23 protein-coding genes are annotated in these 20,088 nt (G+C 63.7%); 12 read left to right on the forward strand and 11 right to left on the reverse strand.

What is annotated here, in order from left to right; all coding sequences use genetic code 11:
• Positions 1 to 54: 54 nt before the first annotated feature.
• Entirely contained in the window at positions 55 to 966 is a 912-nt protein-coding gene (locus LB519_RS09750; protein ID WP_013532815.1) for a LysR family transcriptional regulator, read from the forward strand.
• A 68-nt stretch (positions 967 to 1,034) separates the two neighbouring features.
• Positions 1,035 to 2,018: a 4-hydroxybenzoate octaprenyltransferase gene (gene ubiA, locus LB519_RS09755; RefSeq protein WP_224620037.1), complete on the forward strand. Its 984-nt coding sequence runs from the start codon at positions 1,035 to 1,037 to the stop codon at positions 2,016 to 2,018.
• A 165-nt stretch (positions 2,019 to 2,183) separates the two neighbouring features.
• Here the strand turns inward: ubiA and LB519_RS09760 are convergent, their stop codons facing one another.
• From LB519_RS09760 to LB519_RS09770, 3 genes are all read right to left on the reverse strand, one after another.
• Entirely contained in the window at positions 2,184 to 2,750 is a 567-nt protein-coding gene (locus LB519_RS09760) for a DUF6101 family protein (RefSeq protein WP_024502652.1), read from the reverse strand.
• A 186-nt stretch (positions 2,751 to 2,936) separates the two neighbouring features.
• Positions 2,937 to 4,367 carry an FAD-binding oxidoreductase gene (locus LB519_RS09765; RefSeq protein ID WP_224619701.1) on the reverse strand — a complete coding sequence of 477 codons (1,431 nt, stop codon included), beginning with the start codon at positions 4,365 to 4,367 and terminating at the stop codon, positions 2,937 to 2,939.
• Positions 4,368 to 4,375: 8 nt separating this feature from the next.
• Positions 4,376 to 5,350 carry an L-threonylcarbamoyladenylate synthase gene (locus LB519_RS09770; RefSeq protein WP_063167659.1) on the reverse strand — a complete coding sequence of 325 codons (975 nt, stop codon included), beginning with the start codon at positions 5,348 to 5,350 and terminating at the stop codon, positions 4,376 to 4,378.
• 192 nt (positions 5,351 to 5,542) lie between these two features.
• Between LB519_RS09770 and LB519_RS09775 the strand changes: the two genes are divergently transcribed.
• Positions 5,543 to 6,028 carry a hypothetical protein gene (locus LB519_RS09775; protein WP_224619703.1) on the forward strand — a complete coding sequence of 162 codons (486 nt, stop codon included), beginning with the start codon at positions 5,543 to 5,545 and terminating at the stop codon, positions 6,026 to 6,028.
• Positions 6,029 to 6,163: 135 nt separating this feature from the next.
• Positions 6,164 to 6,553: a hypothetical protein gene (locus LB519_RS09780; protein WP_024502648.1), complete on the forward strand. Its 390-nt coding sequence runs from the start codon at positions 6,164 to 6,166 to the stop codon at positions 6,551 to 6,553.
• Positions 6,554 to 6,658: 105 nt separating this feature from the next.
• Here the strand turns inward: LB519_RS09780 and LB519_RS09785 are convergent, their stop codons facing one another.
• Together LB519_RS09785 and glyS are read right to left on the reverse strand one after the other, a co-directional pair.
• The gene (locus LB519_RS09785; protein ID WP_224619705.1) at positions 6,659 to 6,904 is read right to left on the reverse strand and encodes an ATPase; all 246 of its coding nucleotides are present in this window, start codon (positions 6,902 to 6,904) and stop codon (positions 6,659 to 6,661) included.
• Between the two features lie 109 nt (positions 6,905 to 7,013).
• On the reverse strand, positions 7,014 to 9,134 hold the full coding sequence (gene glyS / locus LB519_RS09790; protein WP_224619707.1) for a glycine--tRNA ligase subunit beta: 2,121 nt from the start codon (positions 9,132 to 9,134) through the stop codon (positions 7,014 to 7,016).
• 88 nt (positions 9,135 to 9,222) lie between these two features.
• Between glyS and LB519_RS09795 the strand changes: the two genes are divergently transcribed.
• Complete coding sequence (locus LB519_RS09795; RefSeq protein ID WP_127224221.1) at positions 9,223 to 9,537, forward strand: hypothetical protein; 315 nt, start codon at positions 9,223 to 9,225, stop codon at positions 9,535 to 9,537.
• 3 nt (positions 9,538 to 9,540) lie between these two features.
• On the opposite strand, the gene LB519_RS09800 is transcribed toward LB519_RS09795, so the two are convergent.
• Entirely contained in the window at positions 9,541 to 10,461 is a 921-nt protein-coding gene (locus LB519_RS09800; protein ID WP_224620039.1) for a glycine--tRNA ligase subunit alpha, read from the reverse strand.
• Positions 10,462 to 10,679: 218 nt separating this feature from the next.
• Here LB519_RS09800 and LB519_RS09805 point away from each other — a divergent pair, with 218 nt between their 5' ends.
• Positions 10,680 to 11,141 carry a GNAT family N-acetyltransferase gene (locus LB519_RS09805; protein ID WP_024502644.1) on the forward strand — a complete coding sequence of 154 codons (462 nt, stop codon included), beginning with the start codon at positions 10,680 to 10,682 and terminating at the stop codon, positions 11,139 to 11,141.
• Between the two features lie 82 nt (positions 11,142 to 11,223).
• Here the strand turns inward: LB519_RS09805 and LB519_RS09810 are convergent, their stop codons facing one another.
• The 5 genes from LB519_RS09810 to LB519_RS09830 form a co-directional block, all read right to left on the reverse strand.
• Positions 11,224 to 12,999: a tetratricopeptide repeat protein gene (locus LB519_RS09810; protein ID WP_013532826.1), complete on the reverse strand. Its 1,776-nt coding sequence runs from the start codon at positions 12,997 to 12,999 to the stop codon at positions 11,224 to 11,226.
• A 257-nt stretch (positions 13,000 to 13,256) separates the two neighbouring features.
• Complete coding sequence (locus LB519_RS09815) at positions 13,257 to 13,700, reverse strand: DUF1284 domain-containing protein (protein ID WP_063167655.1); 444 nt, start codon at positions 13,698 to 13,700, stop codon at positions 13,257 to 13,259.
• Positions 13,697 to 14,290: a biotin transporter BioY gene (locus LB519_RS09820; protein ID WP_063167654.1), complete on the reverse strand. Its 594-nt coding sequence runs from the start codon at positions 14,288 to 14,290 to the stop codon at positions 13,697 to 13,699. Before LB519_RS09820 ends, LB519_RS09815 begins: the two co-directional genes overlap by 4 nt.
• A gap of 107 nt (positions 14,291 to 14,397) precedes the next feature.
• Positions 14,398 to 15,066: a GntR family transcriptional regulator gene (locus LB519_RS09825; protein WP_224619709.1), complete on the reverse strand. Its 669-nt coding sequence runs from the start codon at positions 15,064 to 15,066 to the stop codon at positions 14,398 to 14,400.
• A 105-nt stretch (positions 15,067 to 15,171) separates the two neighbouring features.
• Positions 15,172 to 16,188 carry a polyprenyl synthetase family protein gene (locus LB519_RS09830; RefSeq protein WP_013532830.1) on the reverse strand — a complete coding sequence of 339 codons (1,017 nt, stop codon included), beginning with the start codon at positions 16,186 to 16,188 and terminating at the stop codon, positions 15,172 to 15,174.
• Positions 16,189 to 16,388: 200 nt separating this feature from the next.
• Here LB519_RS09830 and LB519_RS09835 point away from each other — a divergent pair, with 200 nt between their 5' ends.
• From LB519_RS09835 to moaB, 6 genes are all read left to right on the forward strand, one after another.
• Positions 16,389 to 16,613: a DUF2007 domain-containing protein gene (locus LB519_RS09835; RefSeq protein ID WP_063167652.1), complete on the forward strand. Its 225-nt coding sequence runs from the start codon at positions 16,389 to 16,391 to the stop codon at positions 16,611 to 16,613.
• The gene (locus LB519_RS09840) at positions 16,613 to 17,413 is read left to right on the forward strand and encodes a tRNA1(Val) (adenine(37)-N6)-methyltransferase (protein WP_224619711.1); all 801 of its coding nucleotides are present in this window, start codon (positions 16,613 to 16,615) and stop codon (positions 17,411 to 17,413) included. The genes LB519_RS09835 and LB519_RS09840 overlap by 1 nt, the downstream gene beginning before the upstream one ends.
• A gap of 79 nt (positions 17,414 to 17,492) precedes the next feature.
• Positions 17,493 to 18,356, forward strand: a complete 864-nt coding sequence (locus LB519_RS09845; protein ID WP_027164178.1) for a S49 family peptidase — start codon at positions 17,493 to 17,495, stop codon at positions 18,354 to 18,356.
• A gap of 83 nt (positions 18,357 to 18,439) precedes the next feature.
• Complete coding sequence (locus LB519_RS09850; RefSeq protein ID WP_027164179.1) at positions 18,440 to 18,625, forward strand: membrane protein; 186 nt, start codon at positions 18,440 to 18,442, stop codon at positions 18,623 to 18,625.
• A 20-nt stretch (positions 18,626 to 18,645) separates the two neighbouring features.
• Positions 18,646 to 19,545 (forward strand): 4-(cytidine 5'-diphospho)-2-C-methyl-D-erythritol kinase, encoded by a 900-nt coding sequence (locus tag LB519_RS09855; protein WP_224619713.1) that lies wholly within the window; start codon positions 18,646 to 18,648, stop codon positions 19,543 to 19,545.
• Positions 19,532 to 20,086, forward strand: a complete 555-nt coding sequence (gene moaB, locus LB519_RS09860; RefSeq protein WP_013532836.1) for a molybdenum cofactor biosynthesis protein B — start codon at positions 19,532 to 19,534, stop codon at positions 20,084 to 20,086. Before LB519_RS09855 ends, moaB begins: the two co-directional genes overlap by 14 nt.
• Positions 20,087 to 20,088: the final 2 nt, after the last annotated feature.

Below are 20,088 nucleotides of genomic sequence, written 5' to 3' on the forward strand. Positions count from 1 at the left end.
CAGCTATTCATTCGGTAAAATAATAACTTTCGATCTGACATATAGAGTGCCTCTATGAGTGTGACTCTCACGCAACTACGCTATCTGGTTGCCGTGGCGCGTCACGGCAGCGTTACCGGCGCGGCAAAGATGCTGAACGTCTCTCAGCCGTCGATCTCGGTGGCCATCGACGCGGTCGAAAAGAATTTCGGCCAGAAACTGTTCGTCCGCCAGCGGGGAAGCGGCGTGTCGCCGACATCGTTCGGCCGCGCCGTCGTGGCCAAGGCAAGGCAGGTTCTCACCGAAACGGAGGAACTCATCGGCCTGGGTTCAAGCAAATCGGCTGTCAGCGGCGAGTTGGTGTTGGGATGCTTCGAGGATCTGGCGCCTTTCTTCGCGCCGGCTTTGATCCGCGCCTTCTCCGAACGCTATCCGGCCGTCAAGATCGTCGTTCGCGACGAGACGTTCGAGACGCTGGGTCGACGGCTGGGTGACGCGGCCATCGATCTCGGCCTGACTTATGATCTCAGCCTGCCGACGCATTTCGCCCGCATCCTGCTGCGTGAACTTCGCCCGCACGCGCTGTTGCCGGCAGGCCATGCCCTGGCGGATCGCCCGTCGGTCAGCCTTGCCGATCTGGCCGCCTATCCGCTGATCACCACCGACCAGCCGCACAGCTGGCAGCATATGCTCGACCTGTTCCGCAGCCGCGGCCTTTCGCCTGTGGCCGACATGACGACAAGCTCGTTCGAACTGCAACGGAGCATGGTCGCCAACGGCTTCGGCGTTGCGGTCAGCTACACCCGCCCGCATGGCGACCGCAGCTATGACGGGCTGCCGCTCATCTGCAAGCCGCTGTCCGATCCGCTGCCCATGCAGCGGATCCTGCTCACCTATGACACGCATCAGCGTGTGTCGAATGCAGCGCTGGCCTTCGTGGAGGTGGCCAAGGACTGGTTCGCCACCCGCGACATCTTTGCCTCGTGAAAGGCTGACGGGCGCCGCGTCTCCGCTTGCCGCTTGACGGTTTCCGCCGCTGCTGCCACTCCATGGGCATGGAAACCATCCAGTCGAAAGCGGCCCAGGGCCGTGTCGCCGATGCGCCGAACGGCCATTGGGTCTACCGCGTGCTGCCGCGCTCGATATGGCCCTATGCGCAGCTTGCGCGGTGGGACAGGCCGATAGGCTGGCAACTGCTGCTGTGGCCGTGCTGGTGGTCGGCGGCCTTGGCGGCAAGCGCCTATCCGCGTCCGGGCGACCCGCTGCTCTCACTGCTGCCGGCGCCTTTGTATCTTGTGCTGTTCCTGGTCGGGGCCATCGCCATGCGCGGCGCCGGCTGCACCTACAACGACCTCGTCGACGAGGACATCGACAACCAGGTGGAGCGCACGCGCTCGCGACCGCTGCCGTCAGGCAAGGCGACGCGCCGGCGGGCATGGCTGTTTCTCGTCCTGCAGGCCCTGGTCGGCCTCGTGGTGCTCATCCAGTTCAACAGCTTTGCCGTCCTGCTCGGCATCTGCTCACTGGCGGTCATCTCCATATATCCGTTCATGAAGCGGATAACCAACTGGCCGCAACTGGTGCTCGGCCTTGCGTTTTCCTGGGGCGCGCTGATGGGATGGGCGGTCGAGTTCGGCGATCTCGATGGGCCTGCTGTCATGCTCTATATCGGCTCGATCCAGTGGGTGATCGGCTACGACACGATCTACGCGCACCAGGACAAGGAAGATGACGCCATTGTCGGCGTGCGCTCGACGGCACGCCTGTTCGGCGACAACACCAAGGCCTGGCTGGCCGGACTTTATGGCGGCGCGCTGATCTGCTTCGCCATCGCCTTGGCGTCGGCGCAGGCGCCGGTGGTGGCGCTGGCCGGGCTGATCGCCGCCGGCGCCCATATGGCGCGGCAGATCGCCGTGTTGGACATCGACAATCCGGACCAATGCCTGCGCCTGTTCAGGTCGAACAACCAGGTCGGCTGGCTGATCTTCCTCGGCCTGATCGGCGGCGCTGTGTGGGTGGCTCTGAAGCCGCTGGTTTAGCGTGCTTTTTCCCTTCTCCCCTTGGGAGAAGGTGGATTGGCGCGCAGCGCCAAGACGGTTGAGGGGTGCTGGACGGAGTGCCGGCGTTGCCAAGCTGGAACACCCCTCATCCGACCGAGCTTCGCTCGGCCACCTTCTCCCACAGGGGGAGAAGGAAGATCCATCCTAATCCCTCGAAATAATCTCCTGGCCGTCGATGACCAGCCTGAGACCGAGGTCGCCAGCTCTGCGGCGAGCGAGGAAACGCGGGCGGCGCGTGTTCGAAATCCGCCCCTTGCGCCGATCCTGCGGCGGCAGCGTCTTGATGGCGGCGCCGAGCGATTCTTCCAGGGTGCGGGCAACGCCGTCCGATTCGATGAGCAGCATCGGCAGGCGGTAAGCGTCGGCCCAGGCGCGCCAGTCGGCTGCGACATCGTCGAGATCGTCGGCCACCAGCAGCGGCACCGACAGCATCGGGTCGTTGTGCAGGAGTTCCAGGGTCACCGTGACATTGCCGTCCGGATCCTCCATGGCGCGGGCGGCAACGCCGCGGAACGCATTGGAAGGCAGAACGATGATCGCGGGCAGGCCGCTCATCTCGAGCAAGCGGCGGATCACGGCGCCGCGCTGGTCGATGGTGAAGGTTACATCGCCGTAGTCGTCGCGAGTCGCGTAGCTCACCACTTGCGGCAGGCGGAATGGGTCGAGACGCATGTTGCGTCCCGCCCAGACTGGCTTCAGTCCGGTGTTCATAGAGTGGCCTTCCTGTCTGTCTCCTGAGAGCCGGTGTCCGGTTCTCTCCGGGCCGGTTTTTCCAGCCTCGTTTGTATGGAGACAGTAGCGCGGGCTCCTTACCGCCCCGCTTAAGAAAGTCGGTTAAATTTTGCTGATCTCAGGGATGGTTATCGGAATCCCACCAGCCACAAGATGTCGAAAGGATCAGATAACCTTACCCGGATTCATGATGCCGGCCGGGTCGAAAGCGGCCTTCACCCTTCGCATCAGATCGATCGCCATCGGCGGCGCGGTGGCGATCAGTTCGTCGCGCTTCAACTGGCCGATGCCATGCTCGGCCGAGATCGAACCGTGCAGGCTGCGCACCACATCGTGCACCGCCTTGTTCATGGGGTGATAGAGAGCGAGGAACGCCTCATCGTCGCCGTCGACGGGCCGGGAAATGTTGTAGTGGAGATTGCCGTCGCCCATATGGCCGAAGCAGACCACGCGCGCGCCGGCGCTCACCGACGCCACCGCGCCGGCGGCTTCTTCGATGAAACGCGGGATCGAGGCGATAGGCACCGAAATGTCGTGCTTGATCGAGGCCCCCTCCGGTTTCTGCGCCTCGGGCAGCAGCTCGCGGAAATTCCAGAAGGCATCGCCCTGCGCGAGACTCGCGGCAATGACGGCGTCGCCGACGAATTCCTGTTCGAGGCCAGCCGAGAGCACATCCTCGATCAACGCTCGCGAATCTTCCGACGAACGGCCTGATGAAATCTGCATCAGCACGTACCACGGCCAGTCCTCGATCAGCGGCCGCACCACACCCTGGGCATGCGCCAGGGTGAAATCATATGGCCGCCTGCCGATCAGTTCGAAAGCGGTGAGTGCTGCCCCGGCACGGTCCATGGCCAGGCCGAACAGCGAAAGTGCCGCCTCGGGCGACGACAGGCCGACGAAGGCGACTTCGCGCCCCTTCGGCTTCGGGAACAGCTTCAGCACGGCGGCGGTGATGACGCCGAGCGTGCCTTCGGCGCCGACGAACAGGTTTTTTAGATCGTAGCCGGTGTTGTCCTTCTTCAGCTTGCGCAGGTCGTCGAACACCTCGCCGGTCGGCAGCACCACCTCGACACCGAGGCAAAGTTCACGCGCATTGCCGTAGGCAAGCACGCCGGTGCCGCCGGCATTGGAGGAAAGATTGCCCCCGATCTGGCAGGAGCCTTGCGCGGCCAGCGACAGCGGGAACAGCCGGTCGGCGGCGTCGGCTGCCTCCTGCAGCGTCTGCAGGATGACACCGGCCTCGACCGTCACCGTGTTGGACAGGACATCGATCTCGCGGATGCGGTTCAGCCGCGACAGCGACAGGACGATTTCGCGCCCGGACCTGTCCGGCACCTGCGCGCCGACCAGCCCGGTGTTGCCGCTTTGCGGCACGATCGGCGTTCCCGTCTCGGTCGCCAGCCGCATGATCCGGCTGACCTCGTCGACGCTGCCCGGCCGCAGCACCAGCGACGTCGCGCCGTGCCAGAGCCCACGTCGCTCAATGAGGTAGGGCGCGATGTCCTGCTGATCACGCAGCGCATATCTGTCGCCGACGATCGCAGCGAAGCGATCGATGAGGGCGGGATCGAGTGTCTCTGTGATTTCGATCATGGGGGAAACTATGTTGCGGGTTGCGTGATGTCACGAGGGGCGGCTGCACGCGACAGCCGATCGTTGATCGCTTCGCCGAGCCCGTCGCAGGGAATAGGCTCGACGGCGATGGTGCGCGCGCCGCTGCGGTCGAGTGCCTGCATACAGGCGAACAGATTGCTCGCCGCTTCGCGCAGGTCACCGGTTTCGGACAAATTGAGGAAGGCTTCGGCGCGGTGCCAGCCTTGTGCCCTCTGGCCGCCGAAGCCGAGCAAAGCCTCGCCCTCGCCGACCGTGCCGGCATTGAGCCGCATCGCGGCACCTGGCGCATAGTGCGAGGCAAGCATGCCCGGCGCCTCGATACTGGCGGTGCCGCCGCGCAACAATTCCATGCCGATGGCGGCCTCGATCTCCTCGGCAGCGATGCCGCCGGGCCTCAGCAGCCGCATTCTTTCCCCCTCGGCCTTGAGAATCGTCGATTCCAGCCCGACCGGGGTTGCGCCGCCATCGACCACCAGCTTTATCCGCGCACCGAGATCGGCTGCCACCGCTTGCGCGGTCGTTGCGCTGATCCTGCCGGATGAATTGGCGCTGGGCGCGGCAAGCGGGCGGCCGAGCCTGGCGATCAGATCGCCGCCAAAGCCCCTCGGCATGCGCAAGGCGATTGTATCGAGCCCGGCGGTGACGAGCGGATGGATGCCGTTGCCGGGCCGTTGCGGCAGCACCAGCGTCAGCGGACCGGGCCAGAACGCGCGCGCGAGTTTCTTCGACAGCGGATCGAACAGCGCGAGGCGCTCGGCCATCGCCATGTCGGCGACATGGGCGATCAGCGGGTTGAAGCGCGGCCGCCCCTTGGCTTCGAAGATGCGCGCGACGCCGATGCCGTTGGTCGCGTCGCCAGCCAGCCCGTAGACGGTTTCCGTCGGGATGGCGACGACATCGCCCTCCCTGAGCAGCGCCAGCGCCCGCTCCAGCGCCTCGCCCGAGCCAAGTATTTCAGCCACTCTCGTCACCTCACAGATGCGGGGTGCGTAGTACGATGGCGGCCATTGGGCAAGTCGGCTGTTGGGTAACCGTTTGTTGGCGAGCAGGAGCATTGGCGATTTATCAATCCCTAAAATGCTATGGTTCCACGAAAGCCGGCATCAATTCCGGCCTGCTATCGAACAGCTTCTGGGCAAAGGGGAGCGACATCAGTGTCTGCGCGTATCCTGCTGGGTATCATTCTTGCTGTTGCGGCCGGCGAAGCCCAGGCGTCATCCCTGGTTTTTCCAGGCACGCCATCCTCCACACCATCGATCGTCAGGATCGGCGCTCCCAACCAGCCTGGAACCGTCCATGCGGTCAACACCAGCGATGCGCGGTCGGTGATGGCAGTAGGGGAAGCGCCGCCCGACGTCACCGATGAAAAGGTAGCGGCGATCCCGGACAAGCCCGCGACCGGACACGGCTTCCAGCCAGGCCCGATGGTCATCCGTGGCGGCGTTACCGGTCCCGATTTCCCGGCACCCGCGCCAACCGCTGCACCAGCGACCGGTGCCGCGCCGGCCGCTGGCACCGCGCCGGCAACGGCCACCGCTTCCGCTGCCCCCTCAGGGAACGCCGAGAACAAACCCGCCCCGCCGAGCGCTCCGGCCCCGGCAGCAGGGCAGCGCATGCCTCCCAACGGCTACACCAAGTAGCCTCGGCTCAAAGACAGCCGACATCGATGGCGTGACTTGACGGCGATCTGGCGCCCGGCGCACCATTGCCAGGCAGTCCCCGTTCCAGGCATTTCTGGCAGACGGGATTTCATCACTAGGGGTAAAGGGGGGGCCATGAGAAAATCTGGAATCGTAACCGGAGCAGGCCTATTGCTGGCGTCACTGCTTGGCGTCGTCGCGGCTCATGCCGACGACATGCTGGGATCCTATGTCGCGCGCATTTCCGATCGCGACCATCAGGCGAGTGACGGCTATGCGCTGGACAATGCCGCGCAGATGGTGCGGCAGGACCGCGCCAACTGGCACAAATTCCACCGCCGTGACAGCGACGACGAGGCTGATGGCTGGTTCAGGACCAACGACCAGCGCGCCGACCTGCAACGCATGCTGGAGCGTGGCGGCGCGATGAGTTCCTCGACCAAGCGCGCCATCGTCAATGGCGAACCGCTGATCCAGGTCGATGTCTACGAAAACAGCGTGCGCGTCAGCATTCTCGAGAACTGACGGGCCGTCGCCGGGGCGGCTGACAGTCGGCTTCGGGGACGGCTGATAGCAAAAGGCGGCGCCTCGGCGCCGCCTTGCCATCGACGGAATCGGCGGCTGAAAAGATCAGGCCGCTTCTTCCTTGTCGTCGTCGTCTTCGGCCTCGCCTTCTTCATCTTCGTCGTCATCCGAGAGCGTGGCAGCTTCGGTGGACTCTTCGCCTTCTTCATCGTCGCCGTCTTCGTCGTCATCAGGCAGGTCAGCGGCTTCGATCGCTGCGGCGGCGGCATGATCGAGAATAGTTTCGGAAGCGGATTCAAGCGCCTCGGCGGGAGTTTCTTCTGTCACTTCGATTTCGTGATCGGAATTCATGGAAGCCTCCGTGGGGTTGGGGAACATGTCCCTTTTGCCACGGAGAGATCATCGCCATATGACTGTAAGCCGGCTCGAACGGCCGGTAGCAGAGAATATTTTCTTCGCCTTAACCTGCGATCCTGGAGAAATCCGCGACCTGACCCGTGGCCGCGCGGATGCGGGCGAGCAGCGCCAGGCGGTTGGCACGCACCGCCTGATCCTCATCGTTTACAAGAACATGCTCAAAGAATGAATCAACCGGCTCGCGCAACACGCTAAGCGCCAGCAGGGCGCCGGAAAAATCATCGTTTTGAATCGCTTCGCCGGCTTGCTTCTCAGCCTGGTTCACCGCCGCAAACAGCGATTTCTCGGTATCCGCGCGAAACAGCGCCGGCTCAACGGTTTCGGCGACCGCCGTTTTCTTTTTCTCCTCGGCAGCCAGAATGTTGGCCGCGCGCTTGGTGCCGGCGAGCAGGTTCTTGCCGTCCTCGGTGTCGAGGAAGGAGCCGAGCGCCTCGACGCGGCGGACGATCTGCAAGAGGTCGTCGGACTGCGGCGTGATGACGGCATCGATGAGATCGTGCCGGGCGCCCTGATCGCGGAGGTAGACTTTCAGGCGGTCGTGGAAGAAGGACAGAAGGTCAGACGCTTTCCCGACGATGGCTGCCAGCGCCAGTCGAATATCATTCTCGACCAATATTCTAACCACACCCAGCGCCGCTCTACGCAGCGCATAGGGATCCTTCGACCCAGTCGGCTTTTCGTCGATTGCCCAGAAACCGACCAGCGTATCGAGCTTATCGGCAAGCGCCACTGTGATCGAAACCGGATCGCTCGATACGCGATCGGACGGGCCTTGCGGCTTGTAGTGTTCCTCCGCTGCAGCGGCGACCGATGCATGCTCGCCCTGAAGCAGCGCATATTTGCGGCCCATGGCGCCTTGCAGTTCCGGGAACTCGCCGACGACTTCGGTGGTGAGATCTGCCTTGGCCAAGACGGCAGCGCGGCGCGCGAGTGCGGGATCGGCGCCGACGGTCGGAGCCAGTTCTTCCGCCAATCGCTTGATCCGCTCCACCCGTTCGCCCTGCGTGCCGAGCTTGGCGTGGAAAGTCACGCCGAGATGGTCGAGGCGGGCCATGCGCTGGTCGAGAGGCTTCTTGAGATCAAGCCCGAATTTTTCCGCCGATGCCTCGAGCTCAGCCAGGTCAGGCAAATCGCCCTGGTCGGTCGTCCAGAAATAAAGCGCGTCGGACAGACGGGCGCGCACCACCTTGCCGTTGCCGTGGGCGATCTCCTTGCCGCCATCCCTGGCTTCGATGTTGGCGGTTAGAATGAAGCGATTGGAAAGCGCGTCGTCGACACCCTGCGGCCGCGTCACAAAGCACTTCTGGTTGGCGCGGATGGTCAGTCGGATCACTTCGGCTGGAATGGCAAGGAATGCCTCCTCGAACTCGCCCATCAGCACGACCGGCCATTCGACCAGTCCGGACACCTCCTCCAGCAGCCCTTCGTCCTCGACCAGATCGAGCCCGTTGGCGAAGGCGAGATTGCGGGCGTCGGCAAGGATGATCTCCTTGCGGCGGTCGGCATCGAGCACGACCTTGGCCGCTTCCAGTTTGGAAACATAGTCGTCGAAGCGGCGCACCATGATCGCATCAGGCGCATGGAAGCGGTGGCCATAGGTGATGTTGCCGGAGCGGATGCCGTCGATCTCGAAATCGACCACGACCGGCTCCTCTGTCTCCGGGCCGAACGTGCACAGGATCGATTGCAGCGGGCGCACCCAGCGCAATGAACCTGGCTTGGCCGAGGCCGGCCCCCAGCGCATCGATTTCGGCCACGGGAAATTGCGGATGATATCAGGCACCAGGTCCGCGATGATCTGTTCGGCCGCCCTGCCCAGCTTCGAAATGTGGGCGACATAAAAATCGCCCTTCTTCGGATCGGAATGGACATGCGCCTCGGCGATCGAGGAAAGTCCGGCCTTGCGCAGGAAGCCCTGGACCGCCTGTTCGGGCGCCGATGTCGAAGGCCCCTTGATCTCTTCGTTTATATCCTTCGAGCGCGCGGTGAGACCCCTGATGTCGAGGGTCAGCCGCCGCGGCGTCCAGTACTCGCGCGCCGCCTCATAGGTCAGCCCCGCCTCGACCAGGCCGTCAGTCAGCATCTTCCTGAGATCGCCAGCCGCCTTGCGCTGCATGCGGGCGGGAATCTCTTCCGAGCGGAGTTCTAGAAGCAGGTCAGGCATGGATGGGGCTCACGCGGCAAAATGGTCCGGGCGGGGGCATAGCAACTCGGCTGGCCGCTGTCACCCTTTCCGCACGGGGATCGCCGATTTGCGCCCGTTTCCAGAAATTTTGGCCATCCTGTCGGGACGAGACCGCGCCACCCGTCCTTGGATCAAAGATTTCCATGAACCGAACGCAGCGCTGAAGCGACCCACGCTCAGGCAGGGAACATTTGGCTCAACGACCATGAAAACGGCATCCAGACTTCTGCAGATCCTCGCACTCGGCGCCTGCTTCACCGCGCAGGCTCACGGTGCCTTCTCGATGCCGGGCGTTCGACAGGCATTGCGCACAATCGACGGTGCCAGCAGCCAGAACATACTGCCGATCAAAGCTTCCTTCGAGATGATGAAGCGGGCCTGAGACTCAGGCCGCCAGGCCACCCGCCTGCGTCTTCAAAAACGCCTCACCGCAGGCCTTCGCCAGATTGCGCACCCGCAGGATGTAGCTCTGCCGTTCGGTGACCGAAATCACGCCGCGCGCGTCAAGCAGGTTGAAGACATGGCTGGCCTTGATGCACTGATCATAGGCCGGGAAAACCATGTGGTGCATCGGCAGATTGTCGTTCGATGCCGGCGCGCCGGCATCGAGCAGCGCCTTGCATTCGGTCTCGGCGTCCTCGAAGTGGCGCAGAAGCATCGCCGTGTTGGCGTGTTCGAAATTGTGGCGCGAATATTCCTGCTCGGCCTGCAGGAAGACATCGCCATAGGTGACCTTGTCGGCGCCTTCCCGGCCGTTGAAATTGAGGTCGTAGACATTGTCGACGCCCTGCACATACATGGCCAGCCGCTCCAGCCCGTAGGTGAGTTCGCCGGCCACCGGTGCGCATTCGATACCGCAGACCTGCTGGAAATAGGTGAACTGCGAGACTTCCATGCCGTCGCACCAGCATTCCCAGCCGAGACCCCAGGCGCCCAGCGTCGGGCTTTCCCAATCATCCTCGACGAAGCGGATGTCGTGCAGCAGCGGATCGACGCCGATCGCCGCCAGCGAGCCGAGATAGAGTTCCTGCAAGTTGGGCGGGTTCGGCTTCAGGATCACCTGGTACTGGTAATAATGCTGCAGCCGGTTCGGGTTCTCGCCATAACGCCCGTCCTTGGGGCGGCGCGAGGGCTGGACATAGGCAGCGTTCCAGCGTTTCGGGCCGAGCGCGCGCAGCGTCGTTGCCGGATGAAAGGTGCCGGCGCCGACTTCCATGTCGTAGGGTTGCAGGATGACGCAGCCATAGGCCGCCCAATAGTTGTGCAAGGTCAGGATCAGCCCCTGGAACGAGCGGCTGGGATGCATATGGGCGGGGATTTCAATTGTCACGGGTGGCCTCGACAGCACAGGCTAGCTTGCCGGCACGTCCTAGAGACACGGCGGCGAAGCGTCAAGCAAAGCACGACGATGCGGTTGCGCCGACATTATGGACAATGTTGAAAGCTTTGCAGGGGCTGGCCCATTGCCCATCTCTCGGGCCTGCGCTCTGTTCGCCTGTGCAGCAACGACAGCAGGTTTCAGCCATGCCCAGCCCGATCGTCATCCGCCCCGTTGCGCGACAGGATTTCGAGCAATGGCTGCCGCTGTGGGACGGCTACAATGCATTTTATGGCCGCTCGGGCGAAACGGCCCTGCCGGGTGAGATTACCCAGATGACATGGTCGCGTTTCTTCGATGCCTATGAGCCGGTCCACGCGCTGGTGGCCGAAAGCGAGGGACGGCTTCTCGGCCTCGTGCATTATCTCTTCCATCGCAGCACCACGGCGATCGCGCCGAATTGCTATCTGCAGGACCTTTTCACCACGCAGGCATCGCGTGGCAAAGGCATCGGACGGGCGCTGATCGAGGGCGTCTACGAGCGTGCCCAGGCGGCCGGCTCAGGCCGGGTATACTGGCTGACGCATGAGACCAATCACACGGCGATGAAGCTTTACGACAAGGTCGCCGAACACTCCGGCTTTGTCGTCTATCGCAAGCTCTTCTGAGGCAGCCAACCGAATACGCGGTTCAAACGAAAACGGGACTTCTGAAAAGAGCCCCGTTTGCGTTGAATTCAAATGGCTGACTTCATCCCTTCGGGGCGGGCACCGGCTCCGGCTTGACCTTCGGGGTCTCCTGCGCCGTGTTGGATTCGATCGGCGGCAGGCCCTTCATCAGCTTCTGCTGCAAGTTGGCCAGCACATCGGGATCCGGCTTCAGGTCGCGAGCCTGGTTCCACTGGAAGGTGGCTTCCAGCTTGCGGCCGACGCGCCAGTAGGCGTCGCCGAGGTGATCGTTGAGAACCGGATCTTCCGGCTTAAGCGACACGGCGCGTTCCATTTCGCGCACCGCGTCATCGAACCTGCCGAGGCGGAAATAGGCCCAACCCAGCGAATCGACGATGTAACCGTCGCTCGGCCTGAGGTCGACGGCCTTTTGAATCATCGCCAGCCCTTCCTTGAGATTCATGTTCATGTCGACCCAGGAATAGCCGAGATAATTCAGCACCTGCGGCTGGTCGGGGAACAGTTCCAGCGCCTTGCGGAAGTTCGGCTCGGCCTTGGGCCATTCCTTCAGGCGCTCATAGGCGATGCCGCGCTGGTAGAAGATGTTCCAGTTGGCTGCGGTCGGCGTCTTCAGCGCCTCGACAGCCTTGTCGTAGAGTGTGGCGGCCGAACGGAAATCCTCCTTCGAGGAATAGACGCCACCGAGCGCCAGATAGGCGCGCATGTCATTGGGATGGGCGTCGACGAAAGCCTTCAGATGAGTGATCGCTTCTTCGTGACGGTCGAGATCGGCAAGGTTGAGGCCGAGCTGCAGGTCCGAAAGCTCCTTCAGCGGCGAACCGGCGGGGATCCGGCGATAGAGCGCGATGGCGCCTTCGCCGTCCTTCAATTGCTCGGACACGGCAGCGAGTTGCACAAGGGCAGCGTCGCTATCAGGCTTCAAAGCAAGCGCATATTGCAGATAGAGGCGCACGAAGGGCTCGCCGCCGCCACGGTTGAGCGCGGTGGCGAGGTCGAGCAGGATTTCGGAGGCGCCATCGGATGGGCCGGCCACCAGGGGCGCAATCTTGTCGCCTTTTGCAATTCGGTCGCGCAAGGCGACGATTTCCAGCTTGCCAGGCGAAAACGCCTCGGCCTGATCGAGCACCGACAGCGCCTTGGTCTTGTCGCCCTTGCGGGCCAGGAACGAGGCGTAGGCCTGGGCGTTGCGCATCCAGGTTTCGGGAGCGGCACCACCGGCGGCGGTATCCTGCATGGTCGCGGCGTAGATCGCCTCGGCCTTTTCGGGCATGCCGGATGCATCAGCGATCAGGGCGCGGTGGAACGACTTGAACAGGCCGAACCAATCCGGCCCCTGCAGCTTGTCGATGGACGCCATCGCATCGGCAGGCTCGCCGGCGCCTTGCTGCGCCCAGCCGGACATCACCCCGGAGATCAGCCGGTCGAGATCGGATTCCAGCGACAGCTTGAGCCAGTACTGCGCCTTGGTGAAATCCTTCTTGTGGAAGGAATCGACGGCGAGCGCCAGCCGAGAGAAACGCTCGACGTCAGGCACTTCCTTGAGCTTGTCGGCATAGACCAGGGATTCGTCGAAGCGCCCTTGCGCGATCAGCGACAGCATCAGGCTCTGCTGCAGGCCGGTGTCGCTCGGGTCGAAGGCCAATGCTTGCTTGTAGTAGGCGATGGCGCTGTCGAGGTCGTTATCGCCTTCGGCGATCCGGGCTGCCAGATAGGCGCCCGAAAACGACGTGATCTTGACCGGTTCGGTGGTTTGCTTGGCATAGGCCGGCAAAGCCGAGATCGCCATGCCTGTCACAATTGCCAGCCTTGTCAGCCAGCGCGCACGTCCTTGCCGCATCGTATCCCTTTCAGCCAGGCGCCATCTCCGCGTCAGCGGGATCGGCGTAGACTCGATCTTTCCAGGCAAAGCATGGCCTTTTTGGGGTCGCGCTTCAATCCGCCTCGAATTCACAATCCGGGCACCCGATTAACAAATCATGGCGACAGGCACCAATTTTCCGCTCTTGGGATTTCGGCCATGGCCCTACGCGGCGCCGAATATATCACAGATTCGACGCTGAGGCTCCGCTTCGACCGCCAAGGCTCGGGCCAATATCAGCCCTTGCCTGGCGAGGCAGACCGTTGCACCAGCGTGTCGCTGTAGCCGCCGGCCGCTATCGTGCTGCACAGTTCGTTCCATTCGCAGCCGCCGCAGGCCTTGCGTACAAGGCCAGCCGAAAACGCCTGCCGCATCCGGCCCAGCATCGCCGTGTCGAGATCAACACAGGTGCCGACCTGGATTGGCCGTGCCAACAATTCTTCCACGTCCTGCGCGGCGAGCCGGTCCCGCTCGACGACGCTCTCGTTGAGGCAGTGCGGTTCCGGCTCGTCGAGCAACGGGGCGCAGACATCGTCTGGGCCGGAAACGAGGAGGACGTCCTCGCCCCGGCTCAGGCGCTCCGCTACGCGATCATAATTGGCGGTGAAGGCGGGGCTGTATCCCTTGCCCACATAGGTGAGCAGGCAAAGGAGGTGATGGGCGCGCAGCCTGATCGTCACGGATTGACCAGCTTGGCCTTGCCGCCGCGAAGCGCCATGAGCGTCGCGGCACCCAGCGCCGACTTGAGCAAGCCGCCGACGATGAACGGCAGGAAGCCGAAGGTAACGGCCTGTTCGGCTCCAATCATGACGGCAAGCCATGCTGTGCCCAGCACAAGGCAGGCAAGGTTGCCAAGCAGCATGGCGACGAAGGCAAGCATCACCCTTTTGCCGTTCCAGCCGCGTTCGGCCAGCCAGCCGACCAGTGCGCCGACAAGCGGGAAGGCGAAGAGATAGCCAGCCGTCGGCCCGACGAAATGCGCCGCACCCGCTGCCCCTCCGGACAGAACGGGAAAGCCGACCGCACCCTCGACCAGCCAGGCGGCGATGGTGAGCGCGCCAAGCCGCCAGCCATAGAGCGCGCCGACCAATGTCACGGCGAAGGTCTGCATCGTCACCGGGACCGGCACCATCGGCACTTCGACGTAGGATGACAGCGCCAGGAACAGGGTGCCGAGCACAACGGCTCCAATCTGCCAGGCAAGAGAACGATCCTGGAGCCGGAGCGGGCTGAACGACGGCTTGCTGGACGAGAATGCGACGTCTGTCATTGGGATTCCTTCGATCGATTTCAAATTATAGATAATTTCTGTTTTCGATCTATTATCGAATCCACACTTCCCTGGAGATTGCAAGCCCTGGCTTTGGCGGAGGCCGTCTAACCTACGATGGCGAAGGCTTCGCGCGTCGTTCCGGAAGCCGTCCTGACCGGCTTGCGGCCAATCCATTGGACGTGCCGCCCCAGTGTGACGGCCGCCGATTCGGTGTTTCCCTGCCGCAAGGCGGCGAGGATCGCGCGATGGTCCTGATCGGTGCGTGTCTCCCACTCCGAGCGCCATGCCGCGAACAGGAAACGGGCGCTTGCCGCGTGCAGATCGTCGATGGTGGCGAGCAGGCGCGGCATGCCACATGGCGACAGGATCAAGCGGTGGAAGGCGCGGTTGGCCTCTTCCCACGACCGGACATCGCGGGACTTGTCGCCAGCCTTGGACGCCTCCTCGGCGAGATCGAGAATGGCCGATGTCAGATGCGGCGCCGCGTGGCGCAGCGCCAGCACTTCAAGGGCGGCGCGCATTTCGGCGACTTCCTTGACCTCGCCCAGGTCGAAAGACGCGACACGCACGCCGCGGCGCGGTTCGCCGATGGCCAGCCCTTGCGCCTCGAGGCGGCGGAAGGCCTCGCGCACCGGAACATGGCTGGTTTGGAATTCCTCGGCGATGTGATCCTGCCGAAGCCTGGCCCCCGGCTCGATCGCACCGGAAATGATGCGGTCCGCCAGAACCTTGCTGATGCGCACCGCGATGGTGTCGTCTGTGCCCTTTGCCATGTTTTATAGATAATTTGCGGCAGGGCGGCTTGTCGAGACGGCGGGACCGAATTCCTAAACTTCCTCTTAGCGCAGGCCAGAGATAGCGTCGCGAAAGTCCAGCCTTTAGTTGACCCGGCTGATGCAGAAATCGATGACGTCGATCAGCGCCGATTTCTGCGGCGTCGCTTCGAGCGGCGCCAGCGCGTCGCGGGCAATCTCGCCGAAATGGCGCGCGCGTCCGATCGTGTCGGCAATGGCGCCGTGGCGGGTCATCAGGCCGGTCGCCTTTTCCAGGCCGGCGTCATCGGCGACATTGTCCTCGATGGCGCGCTTCCAGAAGGTGCGCTCGGCCTTGGTGCCGCGCCGATAGGCGAGAATGACCGGAAGCGTCACCTTGCCCTCGCGGAAATCGTCGCCGACGTTCTTGCCGAGATCCTTGCTGGTGCCGCCATAGTCCAGCGCGTCGTCGATCAGCTGGAAGGCCAGGCCGAGATTCATGCCATAGGAGCGCAGCGCCGCACGATCGTTGCGCGTCGCCTGGGCGATGACCGGGCCGACCTCGGCAGCAGCCGAAAAAAGTGCGGCGGTCTTGGCCTTGATGACGGCGAAATGCTCGTCCTCGGTGGTTTCGAGGTTCTTGGCGGCGGCAAGCTGCATGACCTCGCCCTCGGCGATGATCGAGGCTGCACTCGACAGGATGTCGAGCGCCTCGAGCGAGCCGACATCGACCATCATGCGGAAAGCCTGGCCGAGCAGGAAGTCGCCGACCAGCACGCTTGCCTGGTTGCCCCAGATCATGCGGGCGGTCTTCTTGCCGCGGCGCATGCCGCTCTCGTCGACGACATCGTCGTGCAGAAGCGTCGCGGTGTGCATGAATTCGACGGAGGTGGCGAGCTTGACGTGGCCCTCGCCGGCATAGCCGAACATCTGGGCTGCGGCCAGCGTCAGCATCGGCCGCAGCCGTTTGCCGCCGGACGAGATCAGATGGTTGGCGACCTCCGGGATCATCTCGACGTCGGAGCCGGCCTTGGACAGGATCAATTCATTGACGCGCCCCATATCGGCGGCAGTCAGATCGATCAGATCCTTGATGGAGGCGGGCTCCCGCTTCCCGTTTTCGATGTTGAGAACGACACCCACGACAATCACTCCCGTCTTGGTATAGAGCGTGCGACGGCACCCTTAGTCCCTGTATGGACTCTAGGGCGGCGGACATGGGCACGGCAAGTGGCGAATTGGCGCGGCGGCGGCGACAGAATGTCAACGACCCCAAGGGAACGGCTCTGCCCCGGAATCCCCTGCCCGTTTACATCAATAGCGCAAACTGCGAGTTTCATACGATGATAGAACTAGTCCGCACCAACGATGCCGTGATCATTTCCTTTGTCGAATCGCTGATGCGCGACGCCGGCATTGCCTGCTTTGTCGCCGACCAGAATATGAGCATTCTCGAAGGGTCGATCGGTCTTTTGCAGAAGCGCGTCATGGTCGACGCCGACCAGGCCGACGCGGCACGGCGCATCCTCAGGGATGCCGGCATCGCCAACGAAATCCGCGGAAAATAATGTCCGCCGCGCCCGCCGCCCTTGTCCCGGACACGCCGGCCCATACGGTCGACGCTTTCCATCGCGGCCGGTTCTGGCTGGTGCAGCCCAAGCAAGGCGGTCATCGCGCCGGCATGGATGCGATGATGCTGGCGGCCTCCGTGCCGTCCTCTCTTGCCGGTCGTCTCGCCGATTTCGGTGCCGGTGCCGGGGCCGCCGGCCTGGCGGTGCTGTCGCGCTGCCCGGCCGCTGAGGCGGTGCTTGTCGAACGCGCGCCGGAAATGGCGGCCTTCGCGGCAGCCACCCTTGCCCATCCCGGCAATGCCTATCTGAGCGATCGCGCCTCCGTGCTGGTCGCCGATGTCACCGTATCGGGCCGGGCGCGGGCGGCCGCCGGCCTCGCCGACAATGATTTCGACTTCGTCATCATGAACCCGCCCTTCAACGCTCCCCGGGACCGCGCCTCCCCCGATCGCCTCAGAAAAGAGGCCCATGTCATGGAGGACGGGGTGTTCGAGAGCTGGATCCGCAGTGCGGCGGCGGTGGTCAGGCCGCGCGGCGGGCTTGCCGTGATCGCCCGCCCCGAACAGCTCGGCGCCATTCTCGATGCGATCGCAGGGCGCTTCGGCGATGCCGAAATGCTCGCCGTCCACCCTCGCCCAGACGCCGCGGCAATCCGCATCGTTGTGCGGGCAGCGCTCGGGGCACGGGGAAAGCTTGCCATCCGCCCGCCCCTGATGCTGCACGCGCAATCAGGCAACGGCCCTGACGAGCGCAGCGAAATGATTACCAACGGCCTCGCCTCGCTGTTTGGAGATTGAGCTATTCTGCCTGGCCACATTGCCGTTGGCCGGGAAATCCCTACATGCCTGCAACCTATCGACCGGAGACCGCGCCCTCGTGAAACGCCTTATCAACCGCCTGCTGCCGAAATCCTGGCGCTCCACCGTCGTCACAATTCCGGTCATCCGGCTGCACGGCACCATCATGGCAGGCGGTGGCCAGTTCCGGCCGAGCCTGTCGCTGGCCTCCACCGCTGGCCTCATTGAGAAGGCGTTTTCCTACGACGCCCCGGCAGTCGCCATCTCGATCAATTCGCCCGGCGGCTCGCCGGTGCAGTCGCGGCTGATCTTCAAGCGCATCCGTGACCTGGCCACGGAAAAGAACAGAAAGGTACTGGTCTTCGTCGAAGACGTGGCGGCGTCGGGTGGCTACATGATCGCGGTTGCCGGTGATGAGATCTTCGCCGACCCATCCTCCATCGTCGGGTCGATCGGCGTGGTCTCGGCTTCGTTCGGCTTCCCGGAACTGATGAAGAAGATCGGCATCGAGCGACGCGTCCACACCGCCGGCCAGAACAAGGCGGTGCTCGACCCGTTCAAGCCCGAGAAAAAGGAAGATGTCGAGCGGCTGAAGGCGCTGCAGCTCGAGGTGCACGGCACGTTCATCGACCTCGTCAAGGAGCGGCGCGGCGCGAAACTGAAAGACGACCCGGACCTGTTCACCGGCCTGTTCTGGACCGGCATCAAGGGCCTTGAACTCGGCCTGGTCGATGCGCTCGGCGACATGCGCACGGTGCTCAAGACCCGTTTCGGGGCGAAAACCCAGCTCAGGCTGATCACGACACCGCGCGGTTTCCTCAGCCGCTTCGGCCTGTTTGGCTCAAGCAAGGGCTTTTCAGCGCCCGAGATCGCAGGCGCTGCCGCCAGCGGCCTGATCGATGCGGCGGAAGAGCGCGCATTGTGGTCTCGCTTCGAGCTTTGAAAACCCGGCAAAAGCGTCTAGCATGAGAGCTTAACCGACCCGACCGGCCACCTTCGCCGGCCCAGCGTGGGAGGAGTTTTGGTATGCCGCAGATCATTTTCTTCACCGTCGTTGGCGTCGCCGCCTATTTCGGCTACCGCACCTTCATCCGCGAAGCCGAACGCGTGACCGCCAAGGTGCGGCGTACCGAAAAGCAGACGGCCAACGGCGCGATGGGCACTTTGGTCAAGGATCCGAAGACCGGCGAGTACCGGCTGGCCAAGGACTGAGCACCATTTCGCAGACCATTGTGGACACCGACATCGGGTCGCGTAGCTGGCACGCGCACGCCAAGATCAATCTTGCGCTGCATGTCACCGGCAGGCGCCCTGACGGCTATCATCGGATCGAAAGCCTGGCGGTGTTCACGCGGTTTGGCGACAGGGTCGAAATTGCGCCTGCCGATAGCGATGAATTTACCGTGTCCGGCCGCTACGCCCCGGCTGTTCCTCTCGACGCCAGCAATCTGGTGCCTAGGGCGCGCGATGCCCTGCGACAGGCGGTCGGGCACGAGAGAACACCGCCGGTCGCTATCCGGCTGGAAAAGAACCTGCCGGTCGCCTCCGGCGTCGGCGGCGGTTCGAGCGACGCGGCGACCGTGCTGCGCGGGCTGGTGGAGACATGGGGCCTGGATATAGACGGCGCAGAGCTGGCGCGGATCGGCATTTCGCTCGGCGCCGATGTGCCGATGTGCCTGGCGGCAAAGCCGCTGGTCGCGCGCGGCATCGGAGATGAACTGTCGATGGTGCCGGATTTTTCGGCGCTTGGCCTGGTGCTGGTCAATCCGGGCACCCCGGTCTCGACGGCGGACGTCTTTGCGGCGCTTTCCCGGCGCGACAACGAGGCCTTGCCGCCGCTGCCGCGCAGCATCGATTTTCATAGCCTGCGCAACTGGCTGGAGATCACCCGCAACGATCTCGAGCCCGCCGCGCTGGCGATGCAGCCGGCTATCGGCGGGGCGCTTTCCTGGCTGAACAAGGCCGGATCGGGTTTTTCACGGATGTCCGGGTCCGGCGCCACCTGCTTCGGCCTGTTCGAAACCGGCAATGTCGCCAAGCGCGCCGCCGCCGAAATCCGCGGACGCCAGCCCGACTGGTTCGTCGCGGCGACGCGCAGCATCGCATCGGAGGGATCGGATGGCCAGAATTGACGAGAGCCGCTCCTTCATTCCAGTGCGCATCGCGGTGCTGACCGTTTCAGATACGCGCAGCCTCGCCGACGACAAATCCGGCCAGACGCTGGCCGACCGCATCACCGAGGCCGGCCATATGCTGGCGGCCCGCGATATCGTCACCGACGATCGGGAAAAAATCCGCGACACGGTTCTGGCGTGGTCGCGGGACAAGAATATCGATGTCGTCATCACCACCGGCGGCACCGGTTTCACCGGCCGTGACGTGACGCCGGACGCACTGGAGCCGATCTTCGAAAAGCGCATGGATGGCTTTTCGGAAGTGTTCCACCGGATCTCCTACGACAAGATCGGCACCTCGACGATCCAGAGCCGGGCGACCGGCGGCATCGTCAACGCCACCTTCGTCTTCGTGCTGCCGGGTTCGCCAGGCGCCTGCAAGGACGCGTGGGACGGCATCCTGAAGGCACAGCTCGACTACCGGCATATGCCGTGCAACTTCGTCGAGATCATGCCGCGCCTGGACGAGCATTTGCGGCGCGGCAAATCAGCTCCGTAAAG

The organism is Mesorhizobium sp. AD1-1, assembly GCF_020164655.1.
Classification (GTDB): Bacteria; Pseudomonadota; Alphaproteobacteria; order Rhizobiales; family Rhizobiaceae; genus Mesorhizobium; species Mesorhizobium ciceri.